General features: G+C 63.6%; 16 protein-coding genes. 10 read left to right on the top strand and 6 right to left on the bottom strand.

Features of this window, described 5'->3' with window-relative positions; all coding sequences use genetic code 11:
- Positions 1-257: 257 nt before the first annotated feature.
- Positions 258-1,463, bottom strand: a complete 1,206-nt coding sequence (locus tag Q0030_RS27835) for an LLM class flavin-dependent oxidoreductase (RefSeq protein ID WP_207835220.1) — start codon at positions 1,461-1,463, stop codon at positions 258-260.
- Positions 1,464-1,849: 386 nt separating this feature from the next.
- Here Q0030_RS27835 and napE point away from each other — a divergent pair, with 386 nt between their 5' ends.
- From napE to Q0030_RS27785, 10 genes are all read left to right on the top strand, one after another.
- Positions 1,850-2,035, top strand: coding sequence for a periplasmic nitrate reductase, NapE protein (gene napE, locus Q0030_RS27830; protein ID WP_298374344.1), 186 nt, complete (start codon positions 1,850-1,852; stop codon positions 2,033-2,035).
- A gap of 28 nt (positions 2,036-2,063) precedes the next feature.
- A complete protein-coding gene (locus Q0030_RS27825) occupies positions 2,064-2,390 on the top strand; it encodes a chaperone NapD (RefSeq protein WP_298374342.1) in 327 nt (108 codons plus the stop codon).
- Positions 2,391-2,432: 42 nt separating this feature from the next.
- Positions 2,433-4,946 carry a nitrate reductase catalytic subunit NapA gene (gene napA, locus Q0030_RS27820; RefSeq protein WP_298374341.1) on the top strand — a complete coding sequence of 838 codons (2,514 nt, stop codon included), beginning with the start codon at positions 2,433-2,435 and terminating at the stop codon, positions 4,944-4,946.
- Positions 4,943-5,413, top strand: coding sequence for a nitrate reductase cytochrome c-type subunit (locus Q0030_RS27815; protein ID WP_298374678.1), 471 nt, complete (start codon positions 4,943-4,945; stop codon positions 5,411-5,413). The genes napA and Q0030_RS27815 overlap by 4 nt, the downstream gene beginning before the upstream one ends.
- Positions 5,410-6,048, top strand: coding sequence for a NapC/NirT family cytochrome c (locus tag Q0030_RS27810; protein ID WP_298374339.1), 639 nt, complete (start codon positions 5,410-5,412; stop codon positions 6,046-6,048). The genes Q0030_RS27815 and Q0030_RS27810 overlap by 4 nt, the downstream gene beginning before the upstream one ends.
- Before the next feature lie 102 nt (positions 6,049-6,150).
- A complete protein-coding gene (locus tag Q0030_RS27805) occupies positions 6,151-7,260 on the top strand; it encodes an ATP-dependent RecD-like DNA helicase (RefSeq protein WP_298374338.1) in 1,110 nt (369 codons plus the stop codon).
- Positions 7,261-7,553: 293 nt separating this feature from the next.
- Positions 7,554-8,270, top strand: coding sequence for a peptide-methionine (S)-S-oxide reductase MsrA (msrA, locus tag Q0030_RS27800; protein WP_092117294.1), 717 nt, complete (start codon positions 7,554-7,556; stop codon positions 8,268-8,270).
- Between the two features lie 145 nt (positions 8,271-8,415).
- Entirely contained in the window at positions 8,416-8,829 is a 414-nt protein-coding gene (msrB, locus tag Q0030_RS27795; protein WP_298374330.1) for a peptide-methionine (R)-S-oxide reductase MsrB, read from the top strand.
- Between the two features lie 253 nt (positions 8,830-9,082).
- The gene (locus Q0030_RS27790; protein ID WP_074131060.1) at positions 9,083-9,247 is read left to right on the top strand and encodes a DUF3309 family protein; all 165 of its coding nucleotides are present in this window, start codon (positions 9,083-9,085) and stop codon (positions 9,245-9,247) included.
- 222 nt (positions 9,248-9,469) lie between these two features.
- The gene (locus Q0030_RS27785; RefSeq protein ID WP_097673192.1) at positions 9,470-9,760 is read left to right on the top strand and encodes a hypothetical protein; all 291 of its coding nucleotides are present in this window, start codon (positions 9,470-9,472) and stop codon (positions 9,758-9,760) included.
- A gap of 158 nt (positions 9,761-9,918) precedes the next feature.
- On the opposite strand, the gene Q0030_RS27780 is transcribed toward Q0030_RS27785, so the two are convergent.
- The 5 genes from Q0030_RS27780 to Q0030_RS27760 all read right to left on the bottom strand — a co-directional run.
- Complete coding sequence (locus Q0030_RS27780; RefSeq protein ID WP_298374321.1) at positions 9,919-10,482, bottom strand: DUF4112 domain-containing protein; 564 nt, start codon at positions 10,480-10,482, stop codon at positions 9,919-9,921.
- A 214-nt stretch (positions 10,483-10,696) separates the two neighbouring features.
- Entirely contained in the window at positions 10,697-11,065 is a 369-nt protein-coding gene (locus tag Q0030_RS27775; RefSeq protein ID WP_298374318.1) for a cyclic nucleotide-binding domain-containing protein, read from the bottom strand.
- A 62-nt stretch (positions 11,066-11,127) separates the two neighbouring features.
- Positions 11,128-12,750 carry an inorganic phosphate transporter gene (locus Q0030_RS27770; protein WP_298374316.1) on the bottom strand — a complete coding sequence of 541 codons (1,623 nt, stop codon included), beginning with the start codon at positions 12,748-12,750 and terminating at the stop codon, positions 11,128-11,130.
- A 285-nt stretch (positions 12,751-13,035) separates the two neighbouring features.
- Positions 13,036-13,470 carry a DUF5413 family protein gene (locus tag Q0030_RS27765; RefSeq protein ID WP_097673188.1) on the bottom strand — a complete coding sequence of 145 codons (435 nt, stop codon included), beginning with the start codon at positions 13,468-13,470 and terminating at the stop codon, positions 13,036-13,038.
- Between the two features lie 195 nt (positions 13,471-13,665).
- Positions 13,666-14,823: hypothetical protein (locus Q0030_RS27760; protein WP_298374309.1), on the bottom strand; the 1,158-nt coding region annotated here is incomplete at its 5' end.

The following is a 14,823-nucleotide window of genomic DNA, read 5'->3' as shown; positions in this document are numbered from 1 at the left end:
GCGTAGCGAATTATTTTCTTCACGCGATCGCGAGGTGGCTGCACAGGACCAAACGCGATGAGATTAGAGCAATCTCAAGCAACGTCGGTAGGTCACCTCTCCCTTGGGAGAGGTCGGCGCGCAGCGCCGGGTGAGGGGTCACAGTCTCTCGCGGGAGCTGCGGCCCCTCACCCGATTTGCTGCGCAAATCGACCTCTCCCCGTTGGGGAGAGGTGGACCGAACACGCGGCCGCACCTATTCAAGCTACTGCTCTCGATCAGCCGGCGGCTGCGGTCTTCGGACCGACATTGACCGCGAGTTTGCCATAGCGATCCGAGAACGCTTGGGTGTCGATCTCCTCGAGCTGGATCGAGCCGTCAAGCACACCCTTCTTCCAGGCATCGTGCTCGGGATCGTGCTGGAACTCGGGCATCACCTCTTTCCCAAACAGCTCGAGCGACTCGCAGATGTGCTCATGGGTGTTCTTGCCGGCCTGGTTGAGCAGGATCACCTGATCGATGTGCGAGGCGCGGAAGCGCCGCAGCTTCTTAGCGATTGTTTCCGGCGAACCGATCAGGCCGCCGCGCAATGCGGCCTCCTGCGCCTCGGGATTCTCGCGCTTCCACTTGTTGTACTCGTCCCACATGTTGACGGTGCCGGGCGCCGGGCGCTGCCGGTTCTGTGCCTGGCCATAGTAGCGCAGCGCGAACTGGAAGAAGGTCGCACCGTCGGCGCGCTTGCGCGCCTCTTCATCGGTCTCGGCGCACATGAAGAACGAGACCAGCGCCATGTTGGGATTGATTTCGTAGTCGGCGAGCTTCTTCAGCCGCTTGGTGATCGCGTTGTAATAGGCGTGCACCCAGGCATGTGCCGCCTCGGCGCTGACGAACTGGAAGCCGAGCGCGCCAAATCCGTTCTGCCCGGCACGTTCGATCGTCGGCAGTTGCGAGCACGCCATCCAGAGCGGCGGATGCGGCTTCTGCACCGGCTTCGGCACGACATTGCGCAGCGGGATGTCGAAATATTTGCCGTGATGTTCGGTGCCGACCTTGGTGAACATCGGGAAGATCGCACTGACCGCCTCCTCGAACACCTCGCGCTTGGTCTCCATGTCGCGGCCGAACGGCGTCAGCTCGGTGATCGAGGCGCTCTCGCCCATGCCGAATTCACAACGGCCGTTGGAGAGCAGATCGAGCACCGCGACGCGCTCGGCAACGCGCGCGGGATGGTTGGTGGTGAGCTGGAAGATGCCGTGGCCGAGCCGGATATTCCTGGTGCGCTGGCTCGCGGCGGCGAGGAAGGATTCCGGTGCCGGCGAGTGCGAATATTCCTCGAGGAAATGATGCTCGACGACCCACGCATAATCGTAGCCGAGCCGGTCGGCGGTCTCCAATTGCGTCAGCGCGTTCTGGTAGAGCCGGAGCTCGTCGCCGTCGTTCCAGGGGCGCGGCAGTTGCAGCTCGTAGAAGATGCCGAATTTCATCAGTTTTTCTCCCGGGCGTTTGTTATTGGTCTCAGTGTATTGCGGTGGGAAACCGAGTCCAGCTCGCCGAATTTCGCCAGACGAGACGGATTGGCGCGCGACGCTCCATCATTACTGATCCGCGACGAGTGCGCTACGCACGGCACCAACGTATTGCGTCCGGTAAACGGATGCCCGCGTCGGTGAATTTCGCCTGACAAGACACGCCCTTCGGTCTGCTGCCCTGCCCAGCCTCCAGCGACGCTCTTTGCCGCATCCGAATCGCTCCTGGAGGATTGTAATTTTTGCGCGCATTGATCTGGATCAGTGCTATTCTCCGGCTCAATCGTTACTTTCTGAGGAAGGCAACGAGGCCTTTCCCCCACATAATCCCAGCGAGACGACGCATGTCGGCCACAGGCGACAGCACGCGCGCGCGGCCGCGCCGCAGGCGCATGGAAATTTTTGCGTTCCTGTTCCTCACCGCGGTGGTGATGCCCGCCCTGGCGGTCGCCACGGTCGGCAGCTACGGCCTTGCGGTGTGGATCTACCAGATGATGACGGGCCCGCCCGGCCCGCCTGCGCACTACTAAACAGCCCATTCAAGAACGGCGGTCCACCATGATCAGACCTCACACAAACATCGATCGCCGAGCCCTCATCACGGGCCAGTTGCCCCAGGTCGAGCGGGTGGTCGCCCCACCGGGGGGCGAGATCGCGAGCATCCTGGTGCAGGTGCGCCCCGAGCGCCTCGCCTCGGCCGAGCACGCCATCACCGCGCTCGCGGGCTGCGAAATCTACCAGCGCGACATCAGGGGAAAACTCGTCGTCGTGGTCGATGCGCCCGATGCCGGCTCGCTCGGGACGACGCTCAACGCGATCAGCACGCTGCCCGACGTCTACTCGGCTTCGCTGGTCTTCCATGCCCTTGGCGTCGCCGGCGCCTGATCTCCTGTCTACAAGTCCGATACGCCACAAGAGAGACGCATCATGACCGCATCCAAGCTTGATCGCCGCCAGGTGCTGAAACTGGAGGCCGCAGCCATGGCCGCCATGGCAGGCGGACTGCCGGTTGCTGCCAGCGCTGCCAATCTCGTCACCGATCGCGGCGAGAGCGAGTTGAAATGGGACAAGGCGCCATGCCGCTTCTGCGGCACCGGTTGCAGCGTGATGGTGGCGACCAAGGACAACCGCGTCGTCGCTACCCATGGCGATATCAAGTCGGAGGTCAATCGCGGGCTCAACTGCGTCAAGGGCTATTTCCTGTCCAAGATCATGTACGGCCATGACCGCCTGACGCAGCCGATGCTGCGCAAGACGAACGGCAAGTTCGACAAGAACGGCGAGTTCACCCCGGTGTCGTGGGACGAGGCCTTCGACGTGATGGCCGAGAAGTACAAGGCGGCGCTGAAGAAGCGCGGGCCGAGCGGCATCGGGATGTTCGGGTCCGGCCAGTGGACGATCTGGGAAGGCTACGCCGCCTTGAAGCTGTTCAAGGCGGGCTTCCGCTCCAACAATATCGACCCCAATGCCCGCCACTGCATGGCCTCCGCGGCGGCCGGCTTCATGCGCACCTTCGGCATCGATGAGCCGATGGGCTGCTACGACGACATCGAGGCCGCGGACGCATTCGTGCTATGGGGCTCGAACATGGCCGAGATGCACCCGATCCTGTGGACCCGGGTCGCCGACCGCAGGCTCTCCGCGCCGCATGTGCGCGTGGCCGTGCTGTCGACATTCGAGCACCGCTCGTTCGACCTCGCCGACATCGGGCTGGTGTTCAAGCCTCAGACCGACCTTTATCTGCTCAACGCGATCGCCAATCACATCGTCAAGACCGGTCGGGTCAACCGAGACTTCGTCGGCAAGCATACGGTTTTCAAGCGGGGGCAGACCGACATCGGCTACGGCCTGCGCCCGGAACATCCACTGGAGAAGAAAGCGACCGGGCGCGCCAAGGCCGGCGACGCCACCGACATGAGCTACGACGACTACGTCAAGTTCCTCGCCGACTATACGCTGGAAAAGGCCGCAGAGATGTCCGGCGTGCCGCTCAATCGCCTGGAGGCGCTCGCCGAGATCTATGCCGACCCGAAGGTCAAGGTCACGAGCTTCTGGACCATGGGCTTCAACCAGCACACGCGTGGCGTCTGGTGCAACAACCTCGTCTACAACATCCATCTCCTGACCGGAAAGATCTCCGAAGCCGGCAACAGCCCGTTCTCGCTGACCGGCCAGCCCTCGGCGTGCGGCACGGCACGTGAAGTCGGCACCTTCTCTCATCGCCTGCCGGCCGACATGGTGGTGACCAACAAGGAGCACCGCGACAAGGCCGAGCACATCTGGAAGCTTCCCGAGGGCACCATCCCGGACAAGCCCGGCTACCACGCGGTCCTGCAGAACCGCATGCTCAAGGACGGACTGCTCAACGCCTACTGGATCCAGGTCAACAACAACCTGCAGGGCGGCGCCAACGCCAATGAGGAGACCTATCCCGGCTACCGCAATCCCGAGAACTTCATCGTCGTGTCGGACGCCTATCCGACGGTAACTGCGCTCGCCGCCGATCTCGTGCTGCCGACGGCGATGTGGGTCGAAAAGGAAGGCGCCTACGGCAATGCCGAACGCCGCACCCACATGTGGCACCAGCTAGTCTCGGCGCCGGGCGAGGCGCGCTCGGACCTCTGGCAGGTGATGGAGTTCTCCAAGCGCTTCAAGGTCGAGGAGGTCTGGCCGGAGGAATTGCTGGCGAAGAAGCCGGAATATCGCGGCAAGACGCTGTTCGACATCCTGTTCCGCAACGGCGAGGTCGACAAATTTCCCGTCACCGACATCGAGGCCGGCTACGCCAACGACGAGTCCAAGGCATTCGGCTTCTACGTGCACAAGGGACTGTTCGAGGAGTACGCCTCGTTCGGCCGCGGTCACGGCCACGATCTGGCACCGTTCGACACCTATCATCAGGTTCGCGGATTGCGCTGGCCGGTCGTCAACGGCCAGGAAACCCGCTGGCGCTTCCGCGAAGGTCTCGATCCCTATGTGCGGCAGGGGGCCGAGGTGCAGTTCTACGGCTTCCCGGACGGCAAGGCGCGCATCTTCGCGCTGCCCTACGAGCCGCCGGCGGAATCCCCCGACAACGACTATCCGTTCTGGCTGTCGACCGGCCGTGTGCTGGAGCACTGGCATTCCGGCACCATGACGCGGCGCGTGCCCGAGCTCTACAAGGCATTTCCGGAGGCCGTCTGCTTCATGCACCCGGACGATGCGACGGAGCTCAAGCTCAGGCGCGGCGACGAGGTCAAGGTCGAATCGCGCCGCGGCTTCATCCGCGCACGGCTCGAAACGCGCGGCCGCGACCGGCCGCCGCGAGGACTGGTGTTCGTGCCCTGGTTCGACGAGTCGAAGCTCATCAACAAGGTGACGCTCGACGCCACCGATCCGATTTCACTACAGACCGATTACAAGAAATGCGCCGTCCGCATCGAGAAGGTGGCGACGACATGATGATGAAATTCCGCAGTCTGCTTCTCCTCCTGATCCTGGCCGCGGGCTCTGGCACCCTTGCCGCCCAAGGGCTGAACTCCGGCCTGCGCGGCCCGGCGCCGCTCAACGAGGAAGGCCCGGCGCCGCCGATGACGGGACCGCGCAACAGCTCCGAAAAGGAGGTGCGCAACTATCCCGAACAGCCGCCCGTCATCCCGCATTCGATCGACGGCTATCAGGTCGACATCCAGGGCAACAAATGCCTGTCCTGCCATGCCCGCGCACGCACCGGCGAGTCCCGGGCACCGATGGTCAGCATCACCCACTTCATGGATCGTGACGGCCAGTTCCTCGCCTCGGTATCGCCGCGCCGGTTCTTCTGCACCGAATGCCATGTGCCGCAGAACGTGGTGACGCCGCCGGTGACCAACGACTTCGTCGACATTGACACGATGCTCAACCGCGCTGCCCCCGGTGGTCGCAGATGAGCAGCGTCGATCCTCCCGCTGGGCGGCAGGGCTTCATTGCGCGTGCTTGGCGTTTTGCCGTCGAGCTCTGGGGCGTCCTGATCCGGCCGAGTTCGGTGTTCGGGCTCGGCGTGCTCGTGCTCGCCGGCTTCGTCGCCGGCGTGATCTTCTGGGGTGGCTTCAACACCGCGCTGGAGCTGACCAACACCGAGAAGTTCTGCACCGGCTGTCACGAGATGCGCGACAACGTCTTCGCGGAGCTGAAATCGACCATCCACTTCAGCAACCGGTCCGGCGTGCGCGCCAGCTGCCCGGATTGTCACGTGCCCCACAATTGGACCGACAAGATCGCTCGCAAGATGCAGGCCTCCAAGGAAGTCTGGGGCCACCTGTTCGGCAGCATCGATACCCGCGACAAGTTCATCGACCACCGTCTGGAGCTCGCGCTGCACGAATGGGCCCGCTTCAAGGCCAATGATTCGCTCGAATGCCGCAACTGCCACAGCGCGCAATCGATGGACGTCACCAAGCAATCGCCCCGAGCCAGCATCGCACATGAGCGCTTCCTGTTCTCAGGCGAAAAGACCTGCATCGATTGCCACAAGGGCATCGCCCACAAGCTGCCCGACATGCACGGTATTCCGGGCTGGCAGTAGTGCCCGCCGCCTTGCGCGGACGGCTCGAATGGTTAGGTTTGGGGTCCGAGTCGCGGCGATGCCCCGCTGGCTCCCTCTTCGAAAGCCCCAAGACAGCCTCACGTGACCACCTTTACGCCGCACCAGGACTCCGCGCTGAAAGCCGTTGCCGACTGGCTGAAAGCCAAGCCCGGCCAGAACGGGACGCCGCCGGTGTTCCGCCTGTTCGGCTATGCCGGAACCGGAAAGACCACGCTTGCCCAGCACATCGCCGAGGGCGTCGACGGCGAAGTAAAATTCGCGGCCTTCACCGGCAAGGCGGCGCTGGTCATGCGCAACAAGGGTTGCGACAGCGCCTCCACTATCCATTCCCTGATCTACCGCGCCCGCGAGTCCGGCGTCGAGCAGCCAAGCTTTGAGTTGTGGGACGACGCGCCCGCATCAAAAGCGAAGCTGATCGTGATCGACGAATGTTCGATGGTCGACGCCGAGCTCGGCCGCGATTTGATGTCGTTCGACTGCCCGCTGCTGGTGCTCGGCGATCCCGCGCAATTGCCGCCGATCCAGGGCGGCGGCTTCTTCACCGACGCCGAGCCGGACGCGATGCTGACCGAGGTGCACCGCCAGGCGCAGGACGATCCGATCGTGCGGATGTCGATGGATATCCGCGAGGGCCGCGAGCTCGAGATCGGCCGCCATGGCGAGAGCGAGGTAGTGTCGCGCAAGGAGCTCGATCCGGACCGCGTGATGAGCGCCGACCAGGTGCTGGTCGGCCGCAACAACACCCGCCGCGCCTACAACATGCGGATGCGGCAGCGGCTAAACATCGAAGATCCTCTCCCCGTCGCCGGCGACAAGCTGGTCTGCCTGCGCAACAACCGCAAGAAGGCGCTGTTCAACGGCGGGCTGTGGCGGGTCAAGGCGCGCGCGCAGTCGAAATCCAAGATCATCACCATGCGCGTGATGCCGGACGAGGACTTTGGCCACAAGGTCACCAAGGTGTCGGTGCGCGGCGAATGCTTCGACGGCGGCATCGAGGGCATTCCGTGGGAGCAGCGCAAGCCCTATGACGAGTTCGACTACGGATACATACTGACCGTCCATAAGTCGCAGGGTTCGCAATGGGACGACGTCGTGCTGTTCGACGAGAGCTTTGCGTTCCAGGACTCGCGCGCGCGGTGGCTCTACACGGGCATCACGCGGGCCGCGAAGCGGCTCAGCATCGTGGTGTGAAAGTCCCGCAGGCGCCGACGTCACCCTGACAGTGAGTATATGACTCGCAGGCGGCACCAACATTCAGCGTCGTCCTGGCGAAAGCCAAGACGACGGGCGTGGAGAGGCCGCGGGCAAAAATCCATCACCGTCATCCCTGGACCTCGCTGATTTCCCTCACGAAACCGTGTGGCCGGCGCCGTAACAAAACGCTCCCTCGCCCGTATTTTGAAGCGTCGGAGCAGCCCGGCCCGGTTTGCCAATGCCGGCTCCCGCTCTAGACTGGCCCCCAATTGCGATCCCACGAGGAACCCATGCCCAAAAGCTCCCTCAGCCGCCTCTCGCTTTGCGCCGCCGCGATCGGCGCGCTGGCCGTTGCCGCTTTTGCCGTTGCGCCCTCGCTTGCCGCCGAGGACGCCGTGGTCATCCCGGCGCCGGCCGCGAGCGCGCCGGAAACCGGCATCAAGACCGCGGTGCTCGCCGGCGGCTGCTTCTGGGGTGTGCAGGGCGTGTTCCAGCACACCGCCGGCATCGTCAGCGCGGTGTCCGGCTACTCCGGCGGCAGCAAGGCGAACGCCGACTACGAGAAGGTCTCGACCGGCACCACCGGCCACGCCGAGTCCGTCGAAATCAAGTACGACCCGCAGAAGATCTCCTACGGCAAGATCCTGCAGATCTTCTTCTCCGTCGTGCACGACCCGACCCAGCTGAACCGCCAGGGCCCCGACTCCGGCACGCAGTATCGCTCGGCGATCTTCACGACCAGCGACGAGCAGAAGAAGGTGGCGGACGCCTATATCGCCCAGCTCAATGCGGCCAAGGTCTACAAGAAGCCGATCGTCACCAAGGTCGGTGCGCTGGAGGCGTTCTATCCGGCGGAGGGCTACCACCAGGACTATCTGACGCTGCACCCGAACCAGCCCTATATTGCCTATAACGACATCCCGAAGGTCGAGAACCTGAAGAAGATCTTCGCGGAGAATTACATCGAAAAGCCGACGCTGGTGAGCAGCACCAAGGTCACCAACTGACGGAACAGTCACCGTCATTGCAAGGAGCCAACGGGTCCGGCCTTGGCCGGCCCGATGATAAACTCCGCGGACGAAGCAATCCATGTGCGTCCCTCACACTGGATTGCTTCGCTTCGCTCGCAATGACGACAACAAGGGAGTTTCCATGTCCGATACGAAAACCGACGGCAAGGTCCACAAGAGCGAGGCCGAGTGGCGCAAGGAATTGACGCCGATGCAGTACGCCGTGCTGCGGGAAAAGGCGACCGAACGGCCCTTCACCGGCGAATATGAGCATGATCCCCGCAAGGGCACCTATGTCTGCGCCGGCTGCGGGCAGCCGCTGTTCGAGTCCGACCAGAAGTTCGATTCCGGCTGCGGCTGGCCGAGCTTCTCCAAGCCCGCGGTCGAGAGCCATGTCGACGAGGAGCGCGATGCCAGCCACGGCATGATCCGCACCGAAGTGCTGTGCTCGAAATGCGACGGCCATCTCGGCCATGTCTTCAACGACGGCCCCGGCCCGACCGGCCTGCGCTACTGCATCAACTCGGCGGCGCTGAAGCTGAACGAGAAGAAGTAACGGCGGCCAACTCGTCGGCTGGACCCGGGCATCCATCAAGGCAGTCCTTCGCCCGATGGATTGCCGGGTCGAGCCCGGCAATGACGGTGGTAGGCTTGGCAAACATCCCGCCTCCGCCGCCCCGGCGCCCAACAACATCCTCGTGATCGGCCGGCGGCCTTAACGACTCGCGCCCCGGAATGTGCTTTGCTCTGAATTCGCGGGGCCGTCGGCGTCTCGCCGAGCGGCTGCCGCCTCTTCTGAGGAGGGCGCCATGTCGCTCGGACTGATCCTCATCATCCTCCTGCTGGTTATCCTGCTGGGCGGCTATAGCGGCCGTATCCGCGGCTATGGCTATGGTCTCGGCCACTCCGGAATGGGCCTTTTCGGCGTGATTTTGATCGTGGTCGCGATCCTGGCCTGGCTCGACAAGATTTAATGGCCATAAGCCATTGAAATAAATGGAGTTATTCTGATTGACCGCGTGCCATGCGCGGATTCAGCATGTGCCCTGCCGGGGGCGCTTCTGGGGTCGCATTTTTGTCAAAGAGGCCTATATTAGGGATCGAAATGACATGTACGGCGCGCCGCCGATTATAGGCCGCCGTCCCCCAAAATCCCTTTCGCCGCTCTATGCCAAGAACACAAGAGGTCGTCGACCATGCGTCCCCTGCGTCCGTTCAACTATAACACGTCCGCCGAACTGTTCCCTGCCGCGATCCGCAAGAAGAAGCGGGCCGGCTTTGCCTACCGCCGTTTCGGCACTGCTGCCGAGGCCGTGCAGTTCGCGATGGAGCAACTGCCGGCGGATTCGCTGAACGGCGCCTATCTCCAGGTCGAGGAAGCCCGTTTCGACCAGAACGGCATCCGTTCCCTGTATGAGAGCGAAGGCTTCCCGCTGCCGCGCCGTCCGCGTGCTGAGCCGGCCCAGACCGACGCCGACGCCGCGTAGACTTTCGGCTCGTCGCTCAACGAAAAGCCCTCGGACCGATCCGGGGGCTTTTGTTTTGGGGCGATTTATTGGCGCATAATCTCCGCGCAAACGCCTTGCGTTTGTCGCGAGGGAAAACCGCTGCACACTTTGCGCTAACGCGGCCCTTCGGGTCCGGATTATGCGCGCCTCGGCTGCTTGTCGAGCCAGCGCCGCAGCATCCGCACATTGCGGATATTGGCGCGGAACATGACGTCGAAGGCATCGCCCGCCACCGGCACCATGCCGACCACGCCGTCGACGGCGACATTGGCAAGCATCCGCGCGGTGATGTGCCAGGGCGCGCCCAACAGACGGGCCTCGCGCACCAGCCACAGCGAGATCGCGGTGGTAATGAGATCGCCGATCACCGGGATCAGGCCGATCAACCCGTCGATGCCGTAGCGGACATTGGTGCCCGGCACGACGAAGGCGACGTCGAGCAGCTTTGCAATCATCTCCAGCCGCGCGAGCCGCTCCTCGCGCGTCAGATTGCCGAACGGGTTGGCGGAGGAGTTGCGGAAGTCGAAGCGGAAGCCCTCCTGAAAGGCTCCCTGAAAGCCTTGGAACTGCGGATGCAGCGGGCCATCGCCGAGCTCGCGCCCGTCCTGATCGATGACCTTGCCGCGCGCCTGTGCCCCGCCGAAAGGCGGCCGCGATCGCGTGGCGTGGGGGGAGAAAATGTCGTCTTCGGGCATGGCCATCACATGGTAACGCAGGCAGGTGGTTCAAGTTGCGTCACATTACCAGTGTGTCACATTCAAGGCCGTCACACGCAAGGCCGCATCACGTGCCGCACGCCGGAGACAGCGTCAGACCGAAACGGCGGTGGAAGCAAGCGTCCGCCGTCCTTGCTTGCAACGATCCGTGGGAGCGCTTTCGCGAGCGACGTGGACGCCGACTTACTCCAAGAGTCGCCTAGAACACGCCCTTGTTCATGGTTCTGAGCCGCTGGGCCAGCGTCCTCATCACCTTCAGCGCAAAATGCGGCGTCTGGCTGACGAGGAAGAGAAACTGCTTTTCCGAGACCGGGACGAGCTCGACATCCGTGAGCGCCGTGGCGGTCGCACTTCTTGGCTCGTTGTCGATCAACGCCATCTCGCCAAAGATCGTGTCCGCCGGCAGGTCCGCCATGGTCTTGTTGCCGACCTGAATGCGCACATAGCCGCTCTTGATCACGAACAGCTCGTTGGCCTGCTCACCCTCGCGAAAGATAATGCCGCCGGCCCGAACCAGGCGCGTTTCGATATCGTTGCCTGTCAGAAGGCTGAAGCTTGCATCTGCCACTCGAAATTCCTTTCTCCGAACCGGACGCAGATCTCATGCATCCGGTTGTCTTGCTGCTCCGGCTAAAATAGATGCGCGAAAACAAAGTAGAGAGTGCCCGAGATCAGCATCGCCACAGGCAGCGTCAGAACCCAGGCCATGGCGATGTTGCGGATTGTCGACCATTGCAGGCCGGACCCATTTGCGGTCATGGTGCCTGCGATGCCGGACGACAGCACATGCGTCGTCGACACCGGCAAGCCGTATCCATCTGCCGCGGCGATGGTCGCCGCCGCCGTGATCTCGGCGCAGGCACCCTGCGCATAGGTCAGATGGGTCTTGCCGATCTTCTCACCCACCGTCACGACAATCCGTTTCCAGCCAACCATCGTGCCGAGGCCGAGCGCGATGGCGACCGCAATCTTCACCCAGGACGGAATGAATTTGGTGGCGGCATCCAGCGAGCCCTTGTAGCGATTGAGCGTCGAGACGTCGGCATCGTTCAGCCCGCTGTCGTTGCTCTTCATGAGCGAGCGAAGCGCCTCCGATACCAGATACATGTCGTTACGCGTGTTGCCGACGGTCTCGGCCGGGAATTTTGCCAGCGAACCGTATTGAATGACCTGGTCGCTGATTTCGCCGACGAGAACGGCGAGTGACGGATAGGTGTCGTCGGTGAGTTGCCGAAGGGTGATGTAATTCGTCACCGCCGGACGCGGATTGCCCGTCACCTTGCGATCGGCTCCCCGATCCTCGATCACCTTGCTCGCCGCCGCCGAATTCGCGGTGAATGCCGCGATCTGGCTCGCAGGCATCGCGCGGTTGAGCGCATAAGCGGTCGGGACCACGCCGATCAGGATCAGCATGATGAGGCCCATGCCCTTTTGACCGTCGTTCGATCCGTGGAAGAAGCTGACCAGGGTACAGGTCAGGATCAGGATGCCGCGGATCCACCATGGCGGCGGCTGATCGCCTTTCGGCTCACCGAACAGCGCCGGCGTTGCGCGCAACAGTGCAGTTTTCAGCCCGTAGAGCAGGATGGCAGCGAGCGCAAATCCGAACAGCGGCGACAGCAGTAGCGCCTTGCCGGTGTTGACGGCCTGCGACCAATCCACGCCAGAGGTCCCCTCCCGTCCGTGCATCAGCGCGTTCGCGATACCGACGCCCATGATCGATCCGATCAGGGTGTGCGAACTCGAGGCGGGCAATCCAAAGTACCAGGTACCCACGTTCCAGATGATGGCAGCGATCAGAAGCGCAAACACCATGGCGAAGCCGGCGCTGCTGCCGACCTGAAGGATCAGTTCGACCGGCAACAAGGAGACGATGCCGAAAGCAACCGCGCCGCTGGAGAGCAGCACACCGATCAGATTGAACAGGCCCGACCAGACAACGGCAATGTGGGCCGGCATCGAGCGCGTGTAGATCACGGTCGCGACGGCGTTCGCCGTGTCGTGAAAGCCGTTGACGAATTCGAAGCCGAGCGAGATCAACAGCGCCACGAACAGCAGCAGGAACGCGAGATACGACGTCTTGCCGGCGCCTGTCGCGCCGACGTCCGCGTAGATGCTGTAGGCCACGAACAGCAGCGCGGCGCCGATCACGCCGAGATAGATGATGCCGGTGAGAGGATGAAAGCCTTTCTCGAGATCGGGGCCGCGGCGCCGCGCGGGCTCGATCGAACCAGGTAACGCTACATCGCTCATATGATCGCCCTCACGGCCGCGGGAGGACAAAAGCGACCGTGTGACATTGGGACTACGTTTACATGACGCCCATGTGACAGTTCCATGAAGCACGATGCGACCGGCTCGAGGCCGGCGTGCAATCCATTGACAAGATTACGATAACAGCGCGACCCGCTGCTCGCCGTGCGTTAAGCAGAGTCTCCTGTCCGGTGGCGATGCGCTCATTTGCGCCGACCGGCCAGAGATCGCCGATCGCGTCAAAGCCGGTCACTTCTGCTTTTCCAAAGGAACCGCGCACGTGCCCTAATGCTGGGATGCCGGCGTCGCCGGCACGTGCTGCTCTTCGGCGTATTTGTGCGCCAGCCAGGACGTGATCACGCCGGGGATGAAGCCGACCAGCCCGTAGAGGATGAACTGCACGGCGCCGCTTTCGGAGCCGTGCGAGGCGTAGGTCAGCGCCGCGCCGACGAATGCCACCGCGCCGACAATGAGCATCCGCACCGTTGGCGTGATCCGCCGCATATGCATCAGGATGTCGTCGATCGCACCGAACATCAGCGAGGGTACGATGCCGAACAGATAATTGTATTGCAGCGACTTCACGAACACGACGAGCAGCTTCGCCACTTCGCCGCCATTGGTCTCGGTCCAGTAGCCGGACTGATAGGTGGTCATGAGCAGCAGCAGGAAGCCGCCGATGAACGGCCCGATGGCTGCGAAGATCAGATAGCGTTTCATGGCGTGCCCCTGCCCGACATCAGGCGAGTGTAACGCAGTCACGCGACGGTACTAGGGAAATTCGAAAGCGCCCGGCATTGTTCCGGGGCCAGCGCGTCGAATGCGCTGCAACAGCCGGACTTCGCTGCGATACGGAATCGCCCGGACAAAGCCGGGCGATGAGATCGTGAGCACCGAGGTGAGCGGTTAAGGCTGCTACTCACCCCACGCCGCGAAGGCGTCGTTGAAAGCGCGCTCGCCGGGGGCGCCCTTCTCGATCGCGATGATGGCGCGGCGCTGGTTGGTGTAAACCAGCGGCACGTCGAACCAGGAGCGCTCCTTCAGGAGCTGCAGATTGCGCGAGCGGTCGGCGTCGACGTTGGAGAGGCCGACCAGGAAGAAGCCGTCGGTGACCTTCACCGCGAGCCCGGCCAGCGGCGTGCCGCGCGCCTGCTCGTTGGACTTCATCAGGATGCCCGGCACGTTGCCGACACCGCCATTGGCGAAGTCCTGCGGCAGGATGAAGGTCAATTCCGCGGTGTGGCTCGCCGGCAGCGATGAATCGGTGTTGCGGCGGAACGACATCGTCATCTTGAACTTGCGGTCAGGGATGTCGATGTCGGCGCGCACGGCGATGTCGGGCTTCTGGTTGCCCGATCCCTTGACCTGCTCGGTGCGCCAGACCACCGAACCGACATACTGCTTGCCCTTCGGATCCGACGGATCCTCGTCATAGAGCACCACGCGCTGCGCCACCGGAGCGACCGGCTCGCCAGACGACGACGGCTGGCCGACGCGGTCGGTGATCTTCTTGCTCGCAGGCGTCGCCGCGGCATCCTTCGGCGTCTCGACGGGGGCCGAGGATTTGAACAGGCTGCTGACAAGGGTGGCGGCCTGCTGGTGGAACAGAATGCCGGTGCCGACCAGGATCAGCAGGATGCCGATCACGATCGCGGTCTTGAACGGGAACATCGAACCGACACGCGGCCGCTTCGGCTCGCGCTCGGCATTGCTGACCCGCGCGCGCGGCGGCGGCGGTGCCTGGGGCGGCTGCGGGGTGTAGCGCTCCGCCTCCTCGACCGACTCGTCGTAGGAATACGGTGCCTCGGGATCGCCGCCGCGGTTTTCGAGGCTCGGCTCGAGGCGGTCGAATTCCGGCGAGGGCGACGGCACGTTGGCGTAGGTCTTGCGCGCGTTGCGGCTGGCCTGCGCCGCGGCACGCCCGAGATCGTCGGCGTCGGCGGTGATGTCGCGGAAGCCGCGCACACCCGGGGCGGCCGGCGGCGTCGGGGGCGGCGCGCCTTCGGGGCCACGGCGCGGCGGCGTCGGCCGGGCTTGCGGCGCCTGGGTATCCGGGCCGGCAGGGGCCTGCGG

The organism is uncultured Bradyrhizobium sp., from assembly GCF_947648125.1.
Classification (GTDB): domain Bacteria; phylum Pseudomonadota; class Alphaproteobacteria; order Rhizobiales; family Xanthobacteraceae; genus Bradyrhizobium.
This window is presented reverse-complemented; position numbering and strand designations above follow the sequence as displayed.

Excerpts from the sequence above, each read along its gene's own strand:
- Q0030_RS27835 (WP_207835220.1), bottom strand. The coding sequence starts at position 1,463 with ATGAAATTCGGCATCTTCTACGAGCTGCAACTGCCGCGCCCCTGGAAC.
- napE (WP_298374344.1), top strand. The coding sequence starts at position 1,850 with ATGTCGGCCACAGGCGACAGCACGCGCGCGCGGCCGCGCCGCAGGCGC.
- Q0030_RS27825 (WP_298374342.1), top strand. The coding sequence starts at position 2,064 with ATGATCAGACCTCACACAAACATCGATCGCCGAGCCCTCATCACGGGC.
- napA (WP_298374341.1), top strand. The coding sequence starts at position 2,433 with ATGACCGCATCCAAGCTTGATCGCCGCCAGGTGCTGAAACTGGAGGCC.
- Q0030_RS27815 (WP_298374678.1), top strand. The coding sequence starts at position 4,943 with ATGATGATGAAATTCCGCAGTCTGCTTCTCCTCCTGATCCTGGCCGCG.
- Q0030_RS27810 (WP_298374339.1), top strand. The coding sequence starts at position 5,410 with ATGAGCAGCGTCGATCCTCCCGCTGGGCGGCAGGGCTTCATTGCGCGT.
- msrA (WP_092117294.1), top strand. The coding sequence starts at position 7,554 with ATGCCCAAAAGCTCCCTCAGCCGCCTCTCGCTTTGCGCCGCCGCGATC.
- msrB (WP_298374330.1), top strand. The coding sequence starts at position 8,416 with ATGTCCGATACGAAAACCGACGGCAAGGTCCACAAGAGCGAGGCCGAG.
- Q0030_RS27790 (WP_074131060.1), top strand. The coding sequence starts at position 9,083 with ATGTCGCTCGGACTGATCCTCATCATCCTCCTGCTGGTTATCCTGCTG.
- Q0030_RS27785 (WP_097673192.1), top strand. The coding sequence starts at position 9,470 with ATGCGTCCCCTGCGTCCGTTCAACTATAACACGTCCGCCGAACTGTTC.
- Q0030_RS27780 (WP_298374321.1), bottom strand. The coding sequence starts at position 10,482 with ATGGCCATGCCCGAAGACGACATTTTCTCCCCCCACGCCACGCGATCG.
- Q0030_RS27770 (WP_298374316.1), bottom strand. The coding sequence starts at position 12,750 with ATGAGCGATGTAGCGTTACCTGGTTCGATCGAGCCCGCGCGGCGCCGC.
- Q0030_RS27765 (WP_097673188.1), bottom strand. The coding sequence starts at position 13,470 with ATGAAACGCTATCTGATCTTCGCAGCCATCGGGCCGTTCATCGGCGGC.